At 53.3% G+C, this 20,090-nt stretch carries 21 protein-coding genes and 2 pseudogenes; 6 read left to right on the forward strand and 17 right to left on the reverse strand.

Going from position 1 to position 20,090, the window contains the following annotated elements:
- Positions 1 to 27 precede the first annotated feature (27 nt).
- The 3 genes from F3I16_RS19690 to F3I16_RS19700 all read right to left on the reverse strand — a co-directional run bounded on the left by F3I16_RS19690 (position 28) and on the right by F3I16_RS19700 (position 2,133).
- Entirely contained in the window at positions 28 to 1,068 is a 1,041-nt protein-coding gene (locus tag F3I16_RS19690; protein WP_160495219.1) for a hypothetical protein, read from the reverse strand.
- Positions 1,069 to 1,261: 193 nt separating this feature from the next.
- Entirely contained in the window at positions 1,262 to 1,768 is a 507-nt protein-coding gene (locus F3I16_RS19695) for a hypothetical protein (protein WP_160495220.1), read from the reverse strand.
- Between the two features lie 29 nt (positions 1,769 to 1,797).
- The gene (locus tag F3I16_RS19700) at positions 1,798 to 2,133 is read right to left on the reverse strand and encodes a hypothetical protein (protein ID WP_160495221.1); all 336 of its coding nucleotides are present in this window, start codon (positions 2,131 to 2,133) and stop codon (positions 1,798 to 1,800) included.
- 166 nt (positions 2,134 to 2,299) lie between these two features.
- On the opposite strand from F3I16_RS19700, the gene F3I16_RS19705 reads away from it, so the two are divergent.
- On the forward strand, positions 2,300 to 2,647 hold the full coding sequence (locus F3I16_RS19705) for a helix-turn-helix domain-containing protein (RefSeq protein WP_160495222.1): 348 nt from the start codon (positions 2,300 to 2,302) through the stop codon (positions 2,645 to 2,647).
- A gap of 9 nt (positions 2,648 to 2,656) precedes the next feature.
- Here the strand turns inward: F3I16_RS19705 and F3I16_RS19710 are convergent, their stop codons facing one another.
- The 7 genes from F3I16_RS19710 to F3I16_RS19740 form a co-directional block, all read right to left on the reverse strand.
- Positions 2,657 to 2,980, reverse strand: a complete 324-nt coding sequence (locus F3I16_RS19710; RefSeq protein WP_160495223.1) for a hypothetical protein — start codon at positions 2,978 to 2,980, stop codon at positions 2,657 to 2,659.
- A 30-nt stretch (positions 2,981 to 3,010) separates the two neighbouring features.
- The gene (locus F3I16_RS19715; protein ID WP_160495224.1) at positions 3,011 to 3,196 is read right to left on the reverse strand and encodes a hypothetical protein; all 186 of its coding nucleotides are present in this window, start codon (positions 3,194 to 3,196) and stop codon (positions 3,011 to 3,013) included.
- Positions 3,197 to 3,209: 13 nt separating this feature from the next.
- Positions 3,210 to 3,707 carry a DNA repair protein RadC gene (radC, locus tag F3I16_RS19720; RefSeq protein WP_160495225.1) on the reverse strand — a complete coding sequence of 166 codons (498 nt, stop codon included), beginning with the start codon at positions 3,705 to 3,707 and terminating at the stop codon, positions 3,210 to 3,212.
- Positions 3,679 to 4,629, reverse strand: a complete 951-nt coding sequence (locus F3I16_RS19725) for a hydrolase or metal-binding protein (protein ID WP_160495226.1) — start codon at positions 4,627 to 4,629, stop codon at positions 3,679 to 3,681. The genes radC and F3I16_RS19725 overlap by 29 nt, the downstream gene beginning before the upstream one ends.
- Before the next feature lie 89 nt (positions 4,630 to 4,718).
- Positions 4,719 to 5,720, reverse strand: a complete 1,002-nt coding sequence (locus F3I16_RS19730; protein ID WP_160495227.1) for a YqaJ viral recombinase family protein — start codon at positions 5,718 to 5,720, stop codon at positions 4,719 to 4,721.
- Between the two features lie 73 nt (positions 5,721 to 5,793).
- Positions 5,794 to 6,762, reverse strand: a complete 969-nt coding sequence (locus F3I16_RS19735; RefSeq protein WP_160495228.1) for a DUF932 domain-containing protein — start codon at positions 6,760 to 6,762, stop codon at positions 5,794 to 5,796.
- A gap of 92 nt (positions 6,763 to 6,854) precedes the next feature.
- Positions 6,855 to 7,127 (reverse strand): hypothetical protein, encoded by a 273-nt coding sequence (locus tag F3I16_RS19740; protein ID WP_256670243.1) that lies wholly within the window; start codon positions 7,125 to 7,127, stop codon positions 6,855 to 6,857.
- A gap of 338 nt (positions 7,128 to 7,465) precedes the next feature.
- Between F3I16_RS19740 and F3I16_RS19745 the strand changes: the two genes are divergently transcribed.
- Both F3I16_RS19745 and F3I16_RS19750 read left to right on the forward strand, forming a co-directional pair.
- Positions 7,466 to 7,747: an AlpA family transcriptional regulator gene (locus F3I16_RS19745; RefSeq protein ID WP_160495230.1), complete on the forward strand. Its 282-nt coding sequence runs from the start codon at positions 7,466 to 7,468 to the stop codon at positions 7,745 to 7,747.
- Between the two features lie 60 nt (positions 7,748 to 7,807).
- Entirely contained in the window at positions 7,808 to 9,238 is a 1,431-nt protein-coding gene (locus tag F3I16_RS19750) for a YfjI family protein (RefSeq protein ID WP_160495231.1), read from the forward strand.
- A 5-nt stretch (positions 9,239 to 9,243) separates the two neighbouring features.
- Here the strand turns inward: F3I16_RS19750 and F3I16_RS19755 are convergent, their stop codons facing one another.
- Positions 9,244 to 9,963, reverse strand: coding sequence for a hypothetical protein (locus F3I16_RS19755; RefSeq protein ID WP_160495232.1), 720 nt, complete (start codon positions 9,961 to 9,963; stop codon positions 9,244 to 9,246).
- 280 nt (positions 9,964 to 10,243) lie between these two features.
- Positions 10,244 to 10,348: pseudogene (locus F3I16_RS21470) on the reverse strand (topoisomerase DNA-binding C4 zinc finger domain-containing protein); the annotation flags it as partial.
- Positions 10,349 to 10,435: 87 nt separating this feature from the next.
- On the opposite strand from F3I16_RS21470, the gene F3I16_RS19770 reads away from it, so the two are divergent.
- A protein-coding gene (locus F3I16_RS19770) for an IS3 family transposase (protein ID WP_218573338.1) occupies positions 10,436 to 11,571 on the forward strand; the annotation gives its coding sequence in 2 pieces (ribosomal slippage) (positions 10,436 to 10,688 and positions 10,688 to 11,571; 1,137 coding nt in all).
- Positions 11,572 to 11,686: 115 nt separating this feature from the next.
- Here the strand turns inward: F3I16_RS19770 and F3I16_RS19775 are convergent.
- Entirely contained in the window at positions 11,687 to 12,859 is a 1,173-nt protein-coding gene (locus tag F3I16_RS19775; protein WP_160495235.1) for a phospholipase D family protein, read from the reverse strand.
- 289 nt (positions 12,860 to 13,148) lie between these two features.
- Between F3I16_RS19775 and F3I16_RS19780 the strand changes: the two genes are divergently transcribed.
- Positions 13,149 to 14,516, forward strand: coding sequence for a tetratricopeptide repeat protein (locus tag F3I16_RS19780; RefSeq protein ID WP_160495236.1), 1,368 nt, complete (start codon positions 13,149 to 13,151; stop codon positions 14,514 to 14,516).
- Positions 14,517 to 14,743: 227 nt separating this feature from the next.
- A complete protein-coding gene (locus F3I16_RS19785; RefSeq protein ID WP_160495237.1) occupies positions 14,744 to 15,535 on the forward strand; it encodes an endonuclease NucS domain-containing protein in 792 nt (263 codons plus the stop codon).
- A 302-nt stretch (positions 15,536 to 15,837) separates the two neighbouring features.
- Here F3I16_RS19785 and F3I16_RS19790 read toward each other — a convergent pair whose 3' ends face one another.
- The 4 genes and pseudogenes from F3I16_RS19790 to F3I16_RS19805 all read right to left on the reverse strand — a co-directional run bounded on the left by F3I16_RS19790 (position 15,838) and on the right by F3I16_RS19805 (position 20,052).
- On the reverse strand, positions 15,838 to 16,578 hold the full coding sequence (locus F3I16_RS19790) for a hypothetical protein (protein WP_160495238.1): 741 nt from the start codon (positions 16,576 to 16,578) through the stop codon (positions 15,838 to 15,840).
- A gap of 382 nt (positions 16,579 to 16,960) precedes the next feature.
- A pseudogene (locus F3I16_RS19795) lies at positions 16,961 to 17,579 on the reverse strand (tyrosine-type recombinase/integrase).
- Positions 17,580 to 18,158: 579 nt separating this feature from the next.
- Entirely contained in the window at positions 18,159 to 18,599 is a 441-nt protein-coding gene (locus F3I16_RS19800) for a hypothetical protein (protein WP_160495239.1), read from the reverse strand.
- Between the two features lie 25 nt (positions 18,600 to 18,624).
- A complete protein-coding gene (locus F3I16_RS19805) occupies positions 18,625 to 20,052 on the reverse strand; it encodes a tyrosinase family protein (RefSeq protein ID WP_160495240.1) in 1,428 nt (475 codons plus the stop codon).
- Positions 20,053 to 20,090: the final 38 nt, after the last annotated feature.

Consider the following 20,090-nt stretch of genomic DNA (forward strand, 5'->3'; position numbering starts at 1 on the left):
GCATGTCAGACGCCGCATGGGTGTTCGCTAGTAGATGAGCCACAGTAGCTCTGGATCGCGCTTGATACCGCCGCCCGGGAGGCCTGCTCTCACGTACTTCTCATAGGTGTCGAAGGCGTCATTCAAGACGGCACGCAGATGCCTGGACGCGCCGTGTGGATCGCTACGGTCTTCCTGCTCGCCATTGGCGTAATCGATCTCGACGCCGATATAGCTCAGGTACACGTCCTTGTCCTTGGAAACGGTCCACTGGTAGATCTCATGGGCAGTCTCCACGTCGGTGTAGCCTTTCAATTTTGCCATGGCGGCTTCGCGTTCTGCCGCCACCTGCGCGAGGGCCTCGTCACGCTTGCTCTGCAACTCGTTCAGCCGCTCCCTGGCTTGCTTCAGGCTGTCATTGGCGTATTGCAGACCCTGTGACGCTTGCTCGGCCATCTCCTGGGCATACTGCTGCTCGCTTTCGGTTTCGCGCTGCAGCTCTTCCTGCATGCCGGTAAGCGTTTCGGCGACCGCTTCCTTGAGTCCAGCCTCGGCGTCGTTAACGTTGTCCGAGTAGTACTCGACGATCCTGTAGCCAGCAGGCAGTTGGACATTGGCCAGGTCGGCTGGATCTCCTGATTGGAGGGCGGCAATTGCAGAGCGTAATTCGACGATCCGAGCGGACGCTTGCGTGCCCTCGTCTTCCGTCTCGGTCTGCTGGTAGTCGGCGATGTCTTCCTCGCTGGAGGTCACGGCGTCCTGGGCGGATTTGAGCTCCGCCTCAACGCTAGATTCCTTGGTGTAGAACCGCGAATTGAGCTTTTCGCTCAGGCTCACAAACTGCTTTTCGAAGTATTCGCGGGCGCCCTTGATCTCGCAGCGGTACTCGACCACCGTGCGACTCTTGCTGTCCTGGACCTCGTCCCAGGTGTGTGACTGGCACAAGGGGCGATTATCCAGGGCCTGCCCAATGGTGAAGGACGGCTCCATGTCGAAGCGCGTTTCGCGGACGGTATCGATGTTGTTATCAAAGCAGCCGGCCAGCAGCGCGAAGGTGCTGAGCGGCAGCCAATGCTTGATTGCATGCATTTCGCTTTCTCTTGAGCAGGGTGGGTCGTGGGCAGCGCCAACCGTCCAGGCAAGTTCGTCTTGTCGGAGGGGGGCGCTGCAGAAGAGGGGGCTGTATATGCCGCTTGGGAGTCACGTGGACTTCACTGTCGGATTTCCCAGGCCGCAGCCAGCAACGCACCGGCAAGCAGTGCGATGAGCTGACGCAGGTGGGTCATTCCTCCCAGCGATCAGAGCCAGGTGCTACCGGCACGGAGTCATCCAACGGCAGGGTGTCGGGGTTGATATCACCTTCAGACGGGTCATACGCCGGGCCGTTGTGCTTGGGGCCGTAGCCGTTCAGGTAAGCGGTGGCTTTGCCATTGGCATCGGTTCCCAGGTACCAGCCGTAGGTGATGGTGTAAATGCCTGGGACCGAGTCACCGACGTAGTTACCTACGCCATATTGGGCAGGCATCTTCACCACACAGGTACCGTCGGTATCGCATTGGGTGTAGTAGGAGCCAGGGATGTTAGCCACTTTGACGTTGCCGTGATCGTCCCGGTATTTGACGTTGACCCGCTTCTGGGTCGAGGGCACACGGCACTCGTGCGTGTTGGCATACGCCAGGTTGATACCTTTCTCCGCACAGGGCTGGACGGTATGACCAACGACATAAATGCCTGCGTGCGCAGTGCCGGCCATGCTCAGAGCCAAGGCTGCCAGTGTTTTCAATTTCATGTTGTAGAGTCCTTCCTGAAGTGTCCTGACTATTTCTTGTACGTGACGATGATCTTGTTATTGAACGGGTACTTCTCGATCTCGTAGTCAGGGTTGTAGGTGGCGAGGTTGTGCACGGCGATGCTGGCTGCGGAAAGGATTCCGATAGCGCCTGTGATGCCGCCGAAGAAACTCCCGGCTGCTGTACCGATGCGTCCCGCGGTGTAAACGCGGCAGCTCATCCCGCTCGTTTCAATTTTGTTTTCCACCATGTTGCATGCACTCATCAGCCGGCCACCCAGGCCAATGACCTCGAAGTTGGACTTGCTGTTGATGAGCTGGGTCAGGACGGAGGTGGACAGCTCTTCGTATTGGATTTGTTTCATCTGCGATTGATCTCGACATACACGGCATGAGAGCCCTTGGGCTCACGAAACAGAGATCAGTCATCTCGTTTAGATGAAAAGCAACTCTGCGAGTTGGATAACAACCTTTGAGGCCCTTCATGTCAAGAGGATGGCGCCCAACCATTCAGGTTGACTTGGAGGGGCCATGCAGAAGACCAATACGAAGCATCTGGCAGGGTTGGTAGGAACAGCCATTGCACGGCAGCGTACTGCCTGTGAGCTGACGCAAGATGAAGTGGCCGAGCGCTTGGGCATTGGTGCGGAGGCCGTGTCACGCATTGAGCGCGGACTGGTCATGCCCAACATTGAGCGGTTGATGCAGCTAGCTGAAATCTTTGGCTGCGAGGCCGCAGATCTACTGACCGAATCCAGCCCGCGAGCAGAAGATCAAGCTGCCCGCATCAGCCGCATGCTGGCGCAACTCGGACCTGCAGACCGGCAAATGGTCCTGGAGCTCATTGAGCGCCTTTCCCAGCGTCTCAGCCAAGCTTGAACCTGTGGCTCATTCAGGGGGCGCTGAGGCATCGAACTTCGCCCCGCAACGAAGGCACAGACAGTCGTAATCCATGAACTGATAGCGTTGCACGTCTCGGATGAAGTCCTGGCTATCCGTCCAACTGTTCACGGCTCCCGCGACGCCATCGAGCATCAAGTTGAAAGCTTGCTCGACGGGGCTGTCGCACATGGGCGGTTTGGGCTGCGAGTGGCAGGGCTGCTGCGCCGCTCGCAGAAACCCATTCAGGGTGCAGATGAGTAAGGCAATCGCCTTGGCGGCATCCTTGGAGATGACTGCGGTCGAATCGCAGATCAAGCAATGGGTAGACATGGGATGTCTCCTGTGAGAAGGCGCCAGGGGCTACCTCCATAGCGAATAGATGGACAGGTGCCTGAGCACGCGGGTGAAGACCCAGCAGGCGCAGATCAGAGTGAGCAGCAGCAGGGGAAAGCGCAGCAGCAGGACAAGAACCAGCACGACGGCGCCTATGCCGGCCAGCATGCTGATGAAGGCGAGCACGCCGGCCACGAAACGCAACAGGGTCATGGTGGATGCCTCCTTACAGAAGGCCCCGTTCGGCCAGGGACAGGCAGCCTTCATGACCCACGACGATATGGTCCAGGGTGCGGGTGCCGACCAGATTGAGCGCGTCCTGGAGAGAGCGCGTCAGCTTGATATCGGCCTGGCTGGGCTCGGGATCGCCGGAAGGGTGGTTGTGCACCAGGATCACTGCAGCAGCGTTGTGCTCCAGGGCGATCTTGACGACTTCTCGGGGATAGACGCTGGCGCCATCCAGGGTGCCTCGGAACACTTCCTGGAACGCAATCACCCGATGACGGCTGTCGAGCAGGAGCAGGGCGAATACTTCATGCCCATAGTCGGCCAGCAGTGCCTGCAGATGGCTGAACACTTCCTTCGGTGAAGTCAGTGCTCGTCCCCGACGCAGACGCAGACTCGCCAACTGCCGGGCCATCAGCAGAATGTCGGTTTCAGTGACAGGCGACTCGACCAAGTAGGTGCCGGTCGAGTCACTGGCTTTCAGCTTGTGCAATCTCATGGTGGGCTCCTGGAGTCTGATTAAGGGGGGCAATCTGCCGCTGCGTTTGGGCTTCTAGCTTTTCTGCAAGGCTGGCTTTGGTGGACGACTGGAGAGTGTTGGTAGGTGCTGTACTGCCTTCCTCGACGGGATAGAACTCCTCGATCACAGCGCCACTGTCGTCCTCGCCGTCCTCGAACGCACCATTGCCGAAGCCACGTCGTGCTGCCTGATCCAGCGCGGCCTGATCGAATCCCGCCGTCTGCCGCTGCACATCGAGCTCATTGGCGGCCAGCAGTGCCTCGGCCATGTCCATGCCGCTGCGTACCGTAAGGTCGGCATAGAAGATCGGCGTGCCGTGACTCTGCCGAGTTGACTTGCCCCGCAGGCGCAGTTCCAGCGGCAGGCAGGCCAGACGGTTGCCCGAGATGGCCTGGAAGTAATGCAGGCGAGCGGCGAGGGTGCGGATGCTGTTGAAGCCGGTGGTGCGGAACACGAAACTACCCAGCGGATCGTCATCGCCGATGACCACGTTCAGCCGGCCGTAAGGCTTACAGGCACCGCCTTTGGCCAGTGGGCAGGCATCGGGCGATGGGCAGGGCAGTGATTGCATGCCGTCCTGAGTGACGCGCTTGCAGGTCTCGCCGTTGCCCACGCATAACGGACGTCCGGACTGACGATCGAACAGCGTGTAGTCGGCGCGAAAATTCAGCTCCGGTTCGTTGAACAGCAGGCGCACCGGGATGTTGCGCAGCTTGTCGTCCTGGCCTTTGCGCAGCTCATCATTGAGTGGATGCAGCAGCCAGCCGTCCTTGCCCTGCACCTGGGAAGTGATGGTGAACTGGTCATCCTTCTCCGGCAGGCGCTTGCCGTTCTTCTCGATGACCTTGCCGATGGAAATGCGCCCGAGCACCGGCGGGGTGATAGCCAGGCCTTTGAGCATGGTGGTTCTCCTGGAAATGAAAAAAGGCCAGCCACGCAGTGCGAACTGCATGGACTGGCCAAGGGGGACGGGGTTGAGGGAAGTGGGAATCAGCCGACCAGAAAGCGCCGCGCACCTGGCTTCAGCAGCGGGTATTTGGCCTGCAAGTGCGGCTTGTCCTTGAGCAGCTGGGTCACATCGAAACCGATGCTGTCCTTGGCTTTACGCCAGCTGATATAGCCGCTGGAGAACTCCGCCCGACTGGCATCGCCCATGGCCTGCTGCAGTAGTTGCTTGAGCTCGGCCTCGCGCTTTTCCTTGTCGGCAATTGACTGCCGCACGGCTTTCAGTTCGATGTAGGCCGCCGTCAACCCCGCACGGCTGCTGAAGTCCAGCGTCTGGCCGTTGTCCTCCGGGTAGAGGCAGCGCAGGGCAGCCTCAGCGGAAGCCGTGCCATCGGCCGGCGGTGGCGTGTCGCTCTCCACGTACTTCCAGAACTTGCGCTCCAGCTCGATCAGGCGAGCGATCAGTTGCTCGTCCCGCTCGATGCGGTGGATCTCCAGCATTTGGCCGCCAAGCAGTACCGCCACATCTGCCGCCTGCTTGCCGGTGACGGCGAGCTGGTGCATCACCTGCAGCTGCACATACTCGGGCACGCCTTCCTTCCAGAGGCGTGCGCCGTTTATGCCGGCAGTCTTGCATTCGAGGATCTGCACATCGTCGGCGCCGATCACCTCGCGGTCGATGTTGGCCAGCATCCAGGACAGCTCCGGATCGGGATGCTGCAACACGGCGTTGATGCGGCGGACCTTGTTCTTCGTGCGCTTGCTGTAGTGCCAGGCGACGATGGGTTCCAGGACATTGCCCCAGTACATCGGGCTTTCCTCATCCTGAGGATCGGCCTTGGGCATGGCGGTGTCGCGACCGGTCTTCTCCAGCCACAGTTCCAACTGCGACCTGTAGGGATTGAGGCCCACAGCCGCCGCGGCGTCCGAACTGCCGATGCCCTGCTTGCGGATCTGCAGCCAGTCCTCGCGTGGCAGTTCCTTGGTACTGATCAGACGCAGGGCAGGACGGGCTTTGCTGCTGCCATTCAATGACGTTGCTTTCATGCTGTTCACCTTGCGGACAGAAAAACGCCCGACCAGCACAAGGCTGACCGGGCGCGGCGATTGACGGGGTGGGTTAAGCGGCGAGACGCAGGGCCGCATCCAGGGCGCGTTGCTTGATCTGCGCGCCCTGGCCGAACCAGGCCGAGTCCATGCGGTACTCGTTGCTGCGTGCACGGCGTTCGTGGTCGACAAACTCGGTCACGGAGTTGAGCAGGCCCCAGGCGGTGCCGCGTGCCGAGTCCAGCTGGCTGCCCCGGCCCCGGCCCTCGTACAGCTCCTGAACCTTGCGCAGGGCGCGCTCGTTGGGCAGTACCTCCGGCAGAGCGCCGGTCGGATTGGTTTCGCAGAGCACGTTCATAAAGAAGCCCAGCGCCTCATGCCACTGCACCTTGCGCTCGGCCAGCGCACGCATGCGGTACATGAAGTCGTCCCATTGCGAGACGGCGATACCGAGCTGCTTCTTCACCGCTTTCGGATCGAAGCGGGTGTTGTGCGGCACCTTGATCGCCCGGCTGGTGCCATCCAGGGCGATGGTCAGGGTGTTGTTGCACACCACCCGCACGGTGGTCGGTGTTGCCGTGGTGGCCAGGGTGCCGTCGCAGGAAGTCGCAAGCAGGAGGTAACCATTGACCTGGTCGTTGCCCTTCAGCGCAGCACCTTGCCCGGTACGCGCCAGCGCCCAGAACTTGCGCCCGCCCTTGAGCACGCCAGCGGTTTCCAGCTCGTAGCCAGAGACTTCGGTGAGGTCACGATAAAACTCTAAAACTTCCCGAGGTTGCACGGTGTGATAGCGCTGGGAGACCACCGATAGCGGCGCCTTGGTGTCGGAACGGAAGAGCACCTTCTGCTCCGGGAAGGAATGGATAGCGCCCAGGTGGCCGACCGCATCCGACTTGAAGTGCACGGGGCTTTCCTGGATCTGCCAGTCCAGTCCGGCTTCGCGCTGCCAGACCTCGATGGGTTGCTTCTGGGTGAGCTGATTGCCCAGGCCATGCCACGGTGTGGCGCCAGCGTAGGCCATGGTTTCGACGAGATGTGCCATGTGAGCGATTCCTTTGGGTGCAAGCCGGCATAAGCGCTGCGCGAGGCGCAGCACCATCCGGACGAATGAAATGAGGAGAGAGTGGCGCCGGATCAGGCCGGCAGGTTGAAGCGATGACCGCAGAGCAGGCAGAGGTTGTGGGCCAGGACGTGTCGATCCAGCTTGTCGCCGAGCTGAGCGCCTAGGGTGCAGCCGCCAGCGCCACCGACCAACCCGCCGAGGATGGCGCCGGACACAGAGCCGAGGGTGATGCCGACAGGCCCGGCGAAAGTACCGAGAGCTGCACCGGCCTGACTGCCAGCCAGTGCAGCGCTGACGCCACGAGCAGCACCGCCCACGGTGCCGATGGCTGCGCCGACTTTCATGGCGTGATGGAAGGAAGCGACTTTGGGGGAATGACAGCGAGGGCACTGCAATGACATGACTCAGAGCTCCATGGTGGTGATGTCATCGTGGTTATGTGTGACTGAGATTTATTGGAATTGAGCGCTCTCTCGGCACTGCTATTTCTGCCATCCGTAGCAGAAATAGCAGGTTGAGGCGTCAATTAGCATTGGCGCGGACTGATTGGCGTAACCACAAATCCGTGCGAGTGTCAATTGGTCTGCGCGTAATTAAAAACTACCGAATGCAGGGTGGGTTCAGTCGTTGGAAATGCTCCGTAGTATCGACTTTGTCAAAAACTGAGTTGGAGGGCGCGGCAATGAAGAAGCCAGAAAGTGGAGTCTCTCAAGAGATTTTTGAGTTTGGTGAGAGGGTGCAGAGGGAAATCAGGGTACTGAGATTAAAACAGGTGATTGAAGCGCTTGGTGTGGGGCGCTCAACAATCTATGACCGCATGAATCCAAGTTCGCCCAGATATGACCCTACATTTCCACGTCCAATAAGGCTTTCTGGCGGGTCGCAAGGTCGTGGGGCTATCGGCTGGATAAATTCTGAGATCTGCATCTGGATAAATTCCAGAGTTTCTGCCAGTCGGCACTAGCGTCAATAAGACTAAGGCGATATTGCTGGAAAATATAATGACATTAGCTTAGGAGGGGGTATGGGGCGTGTTCGTGATTATCGCAATGTTCTACCGAATTATGGGGTTCGTTTTCCGAGGTTCCATAAAATGGAGGTGATAAGAAAGGCAATTGATGAGGTTGAGAATAATATTCAAGCTCCGCGAGGATTGGTTATATGCTCTGCTCTTTCGGCAGTATCTCTGGCGGCTCAAGGTGCATATGATGTTTTAAAGCCAAATGGCCATAAGACTCCATGTTCACTTTACTTTATTCTTGTTGGGGAGTCTGGGGTTGGGAAGTCTCCATCGATGAGTTTTTTTACTAAGGCTTTCGAGGAAGCGAGGGGGGAGTACTCTTCAGTTTATAATAAATTGAGAAATGAATGGGTGGCTGGATGTCGCATGATTGATGCGCAGATTAAATCTGTGCAAAGAATGGTTAATAAGAAAGTTTCCAGGGGTGAGAGTACTTTTGATGAATTTTCATTACTTGTGAAATTGGAAGGTGAGAGGCCTAGTAAGCCGAAAAATCTTAGGCTCTTATACAACGATTCAACCCCTGAGGCATTGTTTTTGGGGATGTATGAAGATGCCTGTAGTGCTGGTCTGATTTCGGCTGAAGGTAGCTCTGTCTTGCAGGGGAGGGCATTAAATGATCTGGCAAAATATAATTCAATCTGGAGTGGTGAGGCTATCTCTGTAGATCGTGTCTCTACGGAGAGGTTTGAGTTAAGAGATGCAAGGTTGACAATTTCTGTTATGACTCAGCACAGTTCGATAGAAAAATTCTTAGAGCAGAAAGGAGGTTTTGCAAGAGGTGTAGGTTTTTTTGCAAGGGTGTTAACAATGGTGCCTGAGTCAACTCAAGGCGAACGTTTTATTAAAAATGGAACTCTCTCGTGGGGGTATATTGATAGTTTTTCGAATCGAATAAAGGAGATCTTGTTAGAGAATTTGATTTTTCTTTATGAGCCCAAGGCTACGCGTAAAGTTGTTGAGTTTTCAGATGCGGCTAGTCGATATTGGATTGAAATTTATAATGCGATTGAGTATGAAATAAGAGATGGTGGTCGATTCGAGAAGATGAGAGATCATGCCTCGAAATTGGCTGACAATATTGCGAGAGTGGCGGCTCTTCTGCACGTTTTTGAGGGGTTTGATGGTGATATTTCATTGAGTACATTAGAGTGTGCTGTTGATTTCTGCTTTATTTGTTCTGAGCATTTTGAGTCTATCTTCATGCAGCGTAGTCAGGTAGAGATTGATGCGTATCAGCTGAATGAGTGGCTGGATCGCTATCGGGACAGTGGGCGGTGGCTTATTCAGAAAAACATGGTTCGTCAGTTTTGTCCGAACCGGCTTAGGAATAAAGACATCTTGCAAAATGCACTTGAGGAGCTATCTCATCAGGGGCAGCTAAGTCTTTATAAGGAAGGCAATACCTGGAATATTGATTTGAGAGGGGATTAGTTTTATTACTTCTTTCGGCTTTTGGGGAGGTGGGCGCTGGATATGTAGGTCGATTTAAGCCAGCGGCTATCCTCGATACAATTCCTTAGTGTCGCTATTAGGTCATTTTTATTGGCGCTTGTGTCAAATTTAATTTTTTGATTATTAATTGCTTGAATAACGAAATCAAGTATGGCGTCAACTGCTTCGGTGGAGCTTTTCCACTCTGATTGAGCTGAGAATTTTTCGAGTGCAGTAATCGCAATCTCTTTTATTAGTTTGTTTGGCTCCGATTTTTTCTGACCGCCAGACACCCCTTTAGAAATCAGCTTGTCTATTGAAGGGTCGAGTAGCCCTAGGCATTGGCCCATGTGGTCTTTTGCTGTCGCTGTGGCACTCCATGCTCGAATGATGTTTTGATTGTTTCTTAGAATTATTGCTAGTGCGGTGTAGATGCAAGCGAGTCTGAATTGAGTTATTGCTAAATCTTCGCGCGACTTATATTTTAAAATTAAATCGCTATATTCGTCTGACAGATAAGTCTTGTCTATTTCTTTTGATATTAGCATTCCTGTGAAATGTCTTAGAATTTCATCGGTGCCGGCTGTAAATCCTGATAATCCTTTAAACTGCTCTATTGATTGGATCAAGAAATCAATTGATGTGTCTAGGCTGCGATTTCTCAATAGTAGAGCAAGGTGTTCAATGTCATCGTCTTCAGAATTTGCATGGTTACTATCTGTCATGGAGCTTTATGACCTCTTTTTAGGGGTTGTGTGAGAAGGGTTAGCTTATCCCCAAGACGTATCCGCGGCTCTGATATTTCTTTAGCATAGCTATGCCGTTGGTAAATGCGCTTGACCTTCAAAATATCCATTGTTCCTATTTAAGCTTAATACCTTATTGTGAAGTTGCTAGACCAAAAGGGTGAGGAAAGAATGTCTATTATGGAACATAAAAATAAAGCCAGAAAGTAGTGCCTTGCTCAGAAAAGAGGCCGTCTTGTACCTCAAGCAGTGAAACCGGCTAGAGGTGGCTCTTGTAGGCTTGCCGGCGAGGTCCACGGGCATTCTCTGTCCACTTGCATTTAGGGTAGTTCGTGCAGCCAAAGAACTCCCCATATTGGCCCGATTTGAGTGTACGAAAGCCATCTCTGCATGGACTACCCCCGCTACGGTAGACATCCCCGGCCTATGCTTTGAGCATAGGAGGAAGTCTATGAGCACCCAGCGATTCACCCCGGAATTCAAGGTTGAAGCCGTCAGACAGGTCGTTGAGCGAGGATATTCCGTGGCGGAGATTGCCGCTCGCCTCGGCGTCTCTACCCACAGTCTCTACAAATGGGTGAAGGCCGTCACCCCTGATAAGTCTGAGAAGCAGGCCAGTGAGCTGCTCGAAGCCAAGGGCGAGATTCTGCGGCTACGAGCGCAGATGCGGCGCCTGGAAGAAGAGCGGGACATCCTAAAAAAAGCCGCGCGGTACTTTGCCAGGGAGCCCGAGTGAAGTACCGCTTCATCAACGAGCATCGCCACCAACATGCAATCACCACGATGTGTCGGGTATTGCGGATTGCTCGTGCCGGGTTCTATCAATGGCTGCACAAGCCGGTCTCCGACCGCGAACGGGAAGACAGCCGCCTGCTGCAACTGATCCGTGACTCCTACGTGGCCAGTCGCGGTGTTTATGGTGCGCGCCGTGTCTTTGGCGATCTGCGGGAAGCCGGCGAAACCTGCGGCAAGCATCGTGTTGCTCGCTTGATGCGCACCCACAAGATCAAGGCACTACGGGGCTACAAGGCGCCACGCCCAATCGCCGGGCGCCCCTCAATCATTGCGCCCAATCATCTCAACCGAGAGTTCACTGTCGATGCTCCCAATAAAGCCTGGGTGACCGACATCACCTACATCCGTACCTGGCAGGGTTGGCTGTACTTGGCGGTGGTGGTGGATCTGTATGCGCGCAAGGTGGTCGGTTGGTCGATGAAGCCAACCCTGGCGCGCGAATTGGCTTTGGACGCGCTGCTGATGGCCCTTTGGCGGCGCAAGCCCAAAGAACGAGTGATAGTTCACTCCGACCAAGGCAGCCAATACGGCAGCGATGACTGGAAGCGCTTCTGCGCAACCAACAACCTGGAGCCCAGCATGAGCAGGCGGGGTAACTGTTGGGATAACGCGGTGGCCGAATCATTTTTCAGTAGCCTGAAGAAAGAACGCATCCGCAAACGTATCTACAAAACCCGAGACCTGGCCCGGGCTGATGTATTCGATTACATCGAAGTGTTTTACAACCGAACCCGCCGCCACAGTCATCTGGGCGGCATCAGTCCCGAGGCCTTTGAACAGGCCTCATTGTGAGGTCGGGAAAAGTCTATTGAAGCGGGGGTAGTCCATTTTTTGCCGGGGCTGCCAACCTCGAACTTCCGCTTTTGGCCGGGAGCTGCCATTCGGGGCAGGCAGATGTCGATTCCTTTCAGGCACTCAAGGTACTAGCAAACCAGATGATGCAATCCAACTCAGCCAGATTCTCTGCCGGGTAGTTGTCTGCGCGCTTAAGGGCCGCACGAAGAAGACGAGCCCTGTTAACGTAGCGCTCTCCTTTACTGAGCCCTCGCGGAAACGCGATGTCCAGGCTGGCGAACCAGTCTCGCACCGGGCCATTGAGCACGTAGTAATGCTTTGGGAAGAACTGACAAAGCATCTCGGAGAACAGCGAGCTTCTGGTCGGAAGCCCCATCACGGTCAGGCGATTTATCTCCTGAATCACTACCCTGTCGCGACCTGCAAACGGGGCGTCGAGCACACGGACAAGGCTTTTGGATAGCTCGCGGAAGTCGCTGTTTCGCCCCTTGCGTTCCCAGCCTTTGCCCTGGAAGCGGCTGCCATCCTCACCGAAGTACCACAGCGCACTGAGCTTATAGTAGAAATCGTCAATTCGAGTCTCGTTCCAGAGCCTAGCCCTGCTGGTTGTGCGAAACAGCGCCTCCAGTTCGGTCCTGTTCCTCCGGAAAGCCTTCATCTGGTCGCGCCGTTGGGCAAGGAACGGCTTGTAGCCTTTGAGCGCGCTTATCGCCGGCAGTGGGAGGTGATACGCCTCCTTGGTTTCCTTGAGGTTATCCGTCTTCGAGTCGTTCGCACGCGCCGGTTGGCGAGCTTCCTGATACCTATCGAGCCAGGTTTCATTTAGGGTGACGCTCACCTCGAAAACCTTTTCGATCCACTTAGATGCCAGTTCAAACTGCTCATCAGTGATGCAGGCGAAACCGTTGGCCTCGAAGTTGGTGGAGAACGCCGCCTGGGTCAGGTTGGAAGAGCCAAGCAACGCATAGCACTTCCCGTCCAGCTCCCGCCAGAACATGGCCTTCGGGTGAAAGCCATTGATCGACTCTGCCACCATGAACTCCTGATGGCGGTCGGTGGGAAGCCACTCCATGACTGCTCTGCAGGCGCTCTTGCGGGTGATGCCGAAGTCCTTTCCAACGATGAAGAGGAAGGACTCGCACTGGCTGCCGAGCTCCTCCTTAATACCCCACTCTGTAAGGTAGGCGCTGACGATGTACAGCTCTTTCGACCGGCTCAATGCCCGCTGGTAAATCTTCTCGAGGCTGAGACCTTCGGATTTCTTCGGCAGCAGAATCAGTTCCATATGACGTCCATATCAGGAGGGTGAGAGAACTCTAGACGTGACCTTACCGCATCCATAGGTGTTATGCGCTTCTGGCCGTTGCAAGGGATTTAGCGAAGCAAGAATGCCCTGCTGCCGGCCTGGAACTGGCGCATGTCCGCTTACGGCCAGGAGCGGACCATCCGTTCTACAGAAACATTCGTCCCTCTTTTGAGTCCAAAATCCCCCGACGATGATGATGGTCTACGCTTGCCCTCGATGATAGGCGGGAGTTTTTGCTGAGCACACGGGCGCCGGGAGTAGCCACCGAATGATCAGATCTATTGCTCTAGTCTCTATTTTGGCGTTGATTCTCGGCTGCAAGCCTTCCGTCGAGGAGGGTGTTGTGCTGCATAAGCAAGGTAATCATGCCGCTGCCGTACCAATCTTGGCAGCTCATCCATCTGATGGCAGAGCGCTGTACTACCTGTCCAACAGCTATCGCTTTGGACTTGGGGTCGATAAAGACGGGCAACAGTCGGCTGCATTAATGAAACGATCAGCCGCCAATGGCTATATCCCCGCGATTAAGGAGGCTGCTTCAAACTACCTACGGGGCCGAAGTGGATTTGAGAAAAATCCAGAAGAAGCGGCACGTCTTTATCGCCTGGCGATAGAGAAAGGCGAGGTCGATGCCAACATTGGCCTGGGCGATTACTACGAAGAAGTTGGCAGCAAAACGCTACAAAAGGAATTTTACTTAAAGGCTGAAAATATTCCTGAGGGCCAGTATTCTCTGGCAAAGCTATATGAACAAGACTCCATTGAAACAAATAATGAAGCGCTCAAAAAAATCTACGCCATGATTGCCTTTAAGTACGCCAAGTTATCAGTGGCAAAACAAGAAACCCCGCTTTTTTCTCGGCACGCATTTCTGCTTTCCCAGTATTACTACTATGGATTTGGTGTTGATTCCGATATTTCTGGGGCACTCCAAGCCCTGCGCCCCGTGGTGGAGAGAAGCTACGGCAAGCGAGCGGACTGGCCTGAAAATGATGTGTATTCTTTATATGCTTGGATTTTATTCTGGCATGGTGACCAGGAAGACAAGGCAATCGCTGTGCGTATGTGGTCGTCGGTATTGAAGGGCAACCAGAAGCTTGTACATGATGGCCTGCTATACGCCAAATATGGCTTGGCAATCGCTTATGACTATGGCTGGGGCATTGAACAGAACAAGGAAGCGGCCAGGCTACAGTTGAAAAAACACACCGACATTTCACATAACCACCAAATTGGAGGAAAAACCAATTCTAGCTTTCTATATGTTCAACTTAACGCAGAAGGACATCTGGATGGCCAGTGTATTGACAAGACCAACACCCAGTTTAGCAATTATCATTCGCATGATGGGTTTTCAGTGCTGCTGGGTCGAGCAGCTTTTTATGCACTGGCTCACTGCAATGAAGAACGCAGAAAATATTATTCAGCCTATTTCTATGCTGACAAGGCGTTAGAACTGGGTAAAACAGAGGCCGCGATGACGAAGGCACGCTTATATGGCAAACTAAGCAACCGTGAAAAAGATGAGGCCGCCTACCAAGAATCATTGCGCGCCTCTGTTAAAACCCTTTCTTCGGCAGCGCTACAAGTGATTGATGCAAAAGACAGATTGAGAACACTGGAGTTACGCCAATAGGGCTGAATCACACACGCTAGGAGTTAGGTCTTACATTTGACATAAAATGAAACGTACATCGGGGTCAAAAGGTGTGAAATTTAAGATTTGACCCGAATAACATGCGGGTGGCAGTAGTAAATCCCAAGCAGTAGTACAGTTGATCGGGGCAAGCGTGCGAGCTGGAAAATTACACTAAAAATAAGTGGCGATCTGCCCCGTCGCGTTGCAGTCTCGAAGGAGGCTTTATGGCACGAACCATCTATGACAAGCCCACCCGGGCGTTGCTCAAGGACATGCTCGCCGACTGGAGCTTGAAGCCTGGCCAGGTATTTACGAGCTCACGCGCCATTGAGTGGTTCGCAAAAAACTACCCCAAGCTGAAGCCGGGTAGCATCCGTGCGCACTTGGTTCAGGCATCTACTAACGACCGCAGTCGACTGCATCACCCTGCGACCAACAAATCCGATGATCTACTATTCAAGGTGGACTCGGGGCAGTTCCGCCTCTATGAGCTAGGCAAAGACCCTGCACCCATTCACGAGATGGTCGAAGGCGACGTCGCGCGAGAAGAGGCGGCGGCAGCTGCCGCCGAAGAGGATGAAGGCGCAGATGCACTACCGGGCTCATCGGAGTTCCTTCTTGAGAGGGATCTGCAACGCTACCTCGCCGAGAACCTCGAGTGCATCGAGTCCGGACTCAAACTCTATGAAGACGACGACCTGCGCGGCATCGAGTTCGAAGCTGGTGGCGGACGACGTATCGATATTCTGGCGATAGACAAGGCAGGCGCTTTCGTGATCCTTGAACTCAAGGTCTCCCGCGGTTACGACCGCGTAGTCGGGCAATTGCTTCGTTACATGAATTGGGTTCGTAAGGAGTTGGCCGAGCCTGGTCAGCGTGTTCGCGGCATCATCGTCTGCCGCACGATTTCAGAGGATCTGTGCCTGGCGTGCGCAGGCATCAAGAATGTCGAACTTTGCGAGTACAAACTGTTCGTGACCGTGAGGAAGGTGCCGGCGATGGAGCTGCCAACCTAAGATTGCTTAAGTGTCCATTTCTGGCCGGTTGCGACCGATGTCGGTAGGCCGGACTCTGCCAGAAGCAGTCATTTCGGTCAGCTGTAACAGACTAAACTCGCCAGCGTGCCTCGCTGCGACTCCAGACCTTTGCCCTGAGCGCGTACCGAGCGTATCCTCCCAGATCTTCTCAACCCAAGACCTGTCGCAGGTCATGTCGCAGATAATTGAATATAGTCATAGGCATCTAGGCATCTAGGCATCTAGGCATAAAGGACAGAAATGAAAAGCAGGCGGCCTATTCCACGATCTAATAAGAAGGGCTAGTCGGAGTCGGTAAAGGCCCCATTCAATGACCATCCAGGGATATACAAAGCGTACTTGTCATTTTTCTTGGGTGGCCTTGTATGTTCGTCAAACAAAACATCATCTGCGTATATAATCCTATCCTTGTAGGTGCTTTCAACGCCAAGACCAATAGTTCGTGAATAGACAGTCTTTCTTAGGGAGTCGATCTCTGACTTAGTTGGCCTAAAGGCACTTGAGTAAATATGCCTAGCTGCTCGATATCGTTGTTCAATAACAGATTTTTTGGTTGCATTTAAATGCCTAATAAACTCCCATTTAAAATGTTCCTCCTCCTTTCTAAGGTTTTTTATAAGCCCCCGTCTTGTTTCTAGGTAATTAGAATCTAGCGACCTTGATATTCTGAGAGAGTTGTAATTCTTCTCAAGCAGTTTCCATTGCTCTATGTCTTTTTTCAGAAATGGAATGAACCATATATCCTTTTCTAATTCGGAAAATATCTTTGGCAACTTCCCATCGAATAGACATTCATAGGAAATAGAGCTGTCAATATCGTTCTTGTAGATTGCCTCATCCAGCTCGACTGTTTTTTCGATCAAGCGCTCGAGATGGTTAGAAATCTTTTCGCCGGCGCGCTGTAAGTCCTTTATATTTTTATACTCACCGGCCAGAAAACTTCTGTTTAGCTTAGACCAATGCCTGCACTTTACTGATCCGATGCTCTCTGCAAACCTAATCACGGTATCCGGAAGCTCCATCTGTCCTCCTCCCTCGGCCAGAATCACGTCCCCTGAAGCATAGCAATCCGCCACCGCCCTGCTGACCAGTCGATGCAAAAATTGGGGCAGATTTATTTTCCGCCTAAGTGTCTAAAACGCTGAAAATGGTGCAGCTCTACCCCGATTATCCCCCTTAGGCCTGCAAGCGGCGCAATACCATTCACCAGCACCAGCGTGACCCCCGACTCGCATATTCGCCCCATGTGTACGCGCCAGCCATGACTCCTCGCCGCCGCGCCAGCCGCTATATTGCCTTCGCTAAACGCAAGCATGCATGTCCTTAGCGGGGGCGGGGCGCGCGTGGCAATGACCGCTACTGGCCGGTTAGCGACGGTCTGACTTCGACCGTCGCTATACATGGTCAAACCTCGGTCTGCTCCGCCATTTCCAAGGCGTCATCGACCTCAATCCCGAGGTAACGGACAGTGCTCTCCAGCTTCGTATGGCCGAGCAGCAGTTGAACCGCCCGCAGGTTCTTCGTCTTTCGATAGATCAGTGATGCCTTCGTACGCCTCATTGTGTGAGTGCCATACATGGCTGGATCAAGGCCAATGGCTTTCACCCAGCCTTTGACGATACGAGCGTATTGACGAGTGGATAGATGGTCAGAGGTATGCAGCCGGCTCGGAAAAAGGCAGTCCTCGCTGCGGAGCTGGGCTTGATGTGTCCAGGCCGCGAGAGCAGACCGTGTTTGCTCAGTGATCTCGAACTGCACTGGCCGCTGCGTTTTCTGCTGCATCACCATGGCTCGTGATGACACGTGTTCGCCATGGGCAACGTCGCGCACACGGAGCTTGGTCAAGTCGCAAGCTCGAAGCTTGCTGTCGATGGCCAGATCGAAGAGGGCCAAATCACGGGTTCTTTCTGCAATTTGAAGCCTTACTCGGATGGCCCAGATATCTCTCAGTCAGCGGGGTTTTCTGCCCGACTAATTTTCCTTTGTTCCAGGGCTGACGGCTGCAGGTAGCAATGATGATCATGGCAAGTCCTCCACGTGTGGGAGGACAAGGATGGTTAGCCAGAACAGTGGTCGCTAACCGGCCAGAAGCTGCCATTCGTCAAGACACGTCCCACGCTCTACAAGGACTTGCAGCGGAATCCATTCATTCAAAGCAGATCGTAGGTGCTGACGAGATTTGCGGGAGAGTTCAGAAGCCTCAGGAAGGGGGATTAGAAGCTTTTCTAATCAAGGAAAACCAGAATTTGGTGGAGCCGGGGGGAGATGTGGCCTAACCCCTTTGAGCTCCGCAAACCCCAGTGTTTACAGCGCTATTCGCTGATCACTTGGATTTGGCAGATATCGTGCGGTTGGCCAAAAATCTAAGCATCGCTAGGGTTTTGTAAAGCGATTTCCGGCGTATCCAATTCGCCCAGCTCGTGAGGCCTGTAGGTATGCCTGATCACCGCCTAGGATCTAGGTTCAAATCCCAGAACGGGAGTTGAACAGATGTAGAGCCTGTAGGAAGCATCCATTTTCTTCATCGGAGATTGGATGGGGCTCTGGGAGAGCAAGAGCTCTTCTGCATTAAACTATAAATCAGGGCTTGAAGGGGCCTAGTTTATTGCTGTACGGCTCGAAGTTTTAGAGTGTCTAAGGTTATGTTGTCTGTGTTGTCTGTGTTGTCTGGTGCTGTTTTGTCTGTAATTGGCGTGATGCTGATGTTGAGCTTCTTGCTTGGAGTTGTTTTATTTAGCTCGATAATAACATTGATCATTCCGTCATGATCTTTGTAGTATTCTCCTTCGGATGAAATTTTCCCCTCTGCCTCGAGTGACTGTTGTGGGGTAATGCTGACCTTGAGGCCAGTGATATTGTCTGGAAGTTTTTCTGTTCCGATATTGAGTAGTAAGTTGCAATTATTCTCTTTGTTGCACTGATCCTCTTGAGGGGAGAGAAGGATGCTTGAATTGAAGCCGGACTCAGGGATTGTAATTGGTAGAGGTGTGAGCGGCTCTTTGGCGTCAGAGCAACTTGCACTGGCGCTGATGAGCAAAAGCAAGAGCCACTCACTTCTGTATGACATATCAAAGGCCTATGAATGTGATTCTTTCAGGTTTGACATCGTTGAGCAGTAAAGGTTCATCTGGGTTGTTGGTGTTTATAGGTACTAGGGATACTTTTATTTTGTCTTGGGAGTCATATAGGCCTGCTTGCTTTAGGTTGGCAAATGTTTCGGTACAGTCATAAATGAAATTGCTCTTCAGTGTGTGGTCGCCGTGCTTGTCTGCAAAGAAGTTTATCGTTCCGACATATGATGGGCTCCCAATTGGGGTTTGTGTTGATGGGTTTTCACAGTTGATGAAAATTCTTAAACTTACGTCGTCTGCAGTTCTATCTATCCCTTCAATTTTCATAAGTATTGCATTTTCTTGTGGTTGAGGGGCGCTTACTGAAAAAGGCTGAATGGCCTCATCGATAGAGCCTTGAAAAGCGCTGCCTACATTAAGGAAAAAAGATCCTGCATTTGCTTTCTCTGACGTTTTTCCGAGTATGGCGCTAACTCGCCTGAAGGATTTGTCGTTTAAGAACTTTGATGTGGGGCGAATAAGCTCTCTTTGCGTTGGGGGGCTTTGCGGGGCAAGGGCTTCTAGTCTTTCATATTCCGCATTGAATTTTTTATAGTCATTAGTTGATTCGGTGATCGGATTGATCTCTTTTCCTGTTTTCGAGTCAAAAAAGCTTTTCAATTCATGCTTTTTCCACAGGTTTTCAGAGAACGCCCGATGCTCGTGTAGCTTGCTCCAGCTTCTCCATAGGCGGTCTACGTTTGCATGATGCAACCAGAAAACCGGATCTTCAGGTGACAGGAATGTACTCATGGTTCCACCTATAAATTGGTGAATGCCATTGTGGGGTGTCGACTCTAAAAGTCCTGCAAATGCTCGTTCTCGTTGATTGTCTGTGTTCGTATTTCCGCTATAGAGCGTGAAGTCTAATGGTGAGTTTATTATTCTTGTAATCACCTTGGGGCCAGTGGTCTCTTGGCTAATCTGTGAGTTCGGAGTGGCTCTCCTATTCTGGTGGTAAAGAGGGCTGTTTTTATCCCAAAATGGAGCCGGGACTGAAGTGTCTTTTGTCCAATCCCAGTATGGTAGGCGGAAGCTTTGGTCGCTAAGAAGGTCTTGGCATATAGACTCGAAGTAGAATAAATACGCTCGGTGCCAAGGAAGGAACCACCAGTTGTTATGTGGGCAGAACATGTCGTGGATTTTGGCTTGATAAGCCCAGCTGCGTTTATCATCAGCTGGGAGTGATTTCATTATCCCTACCGCTCTCTGATAAGCCCTGATTTCAGTGGCGTCTGCCGGTAGTAAAGCGATGTCGCGCCTTAAATTTTGTTCGTTCATTTCTGCAGCAATAGCTTTGTTGATTGCTGAGGTTTCGAACGTCTGTGAAATTCCTATTGCGGTTACAGCGGATGCTTTGATGAATGTGCGGCGTGAGATCTCCATGGCTTCTCCTTGCTTTAGATATTGGGGCAGATAGATAG

This window comes from Pseudomonas sp. L-22-4S-12 (genome assembly GCF_009799935.1).
Taxonomy (GTDB): Bacteria; Pseudomonadota; Gammaproteobacteria; order Pseudomonadales; family Pseudomonadaceae; genus Aquipseudomonas.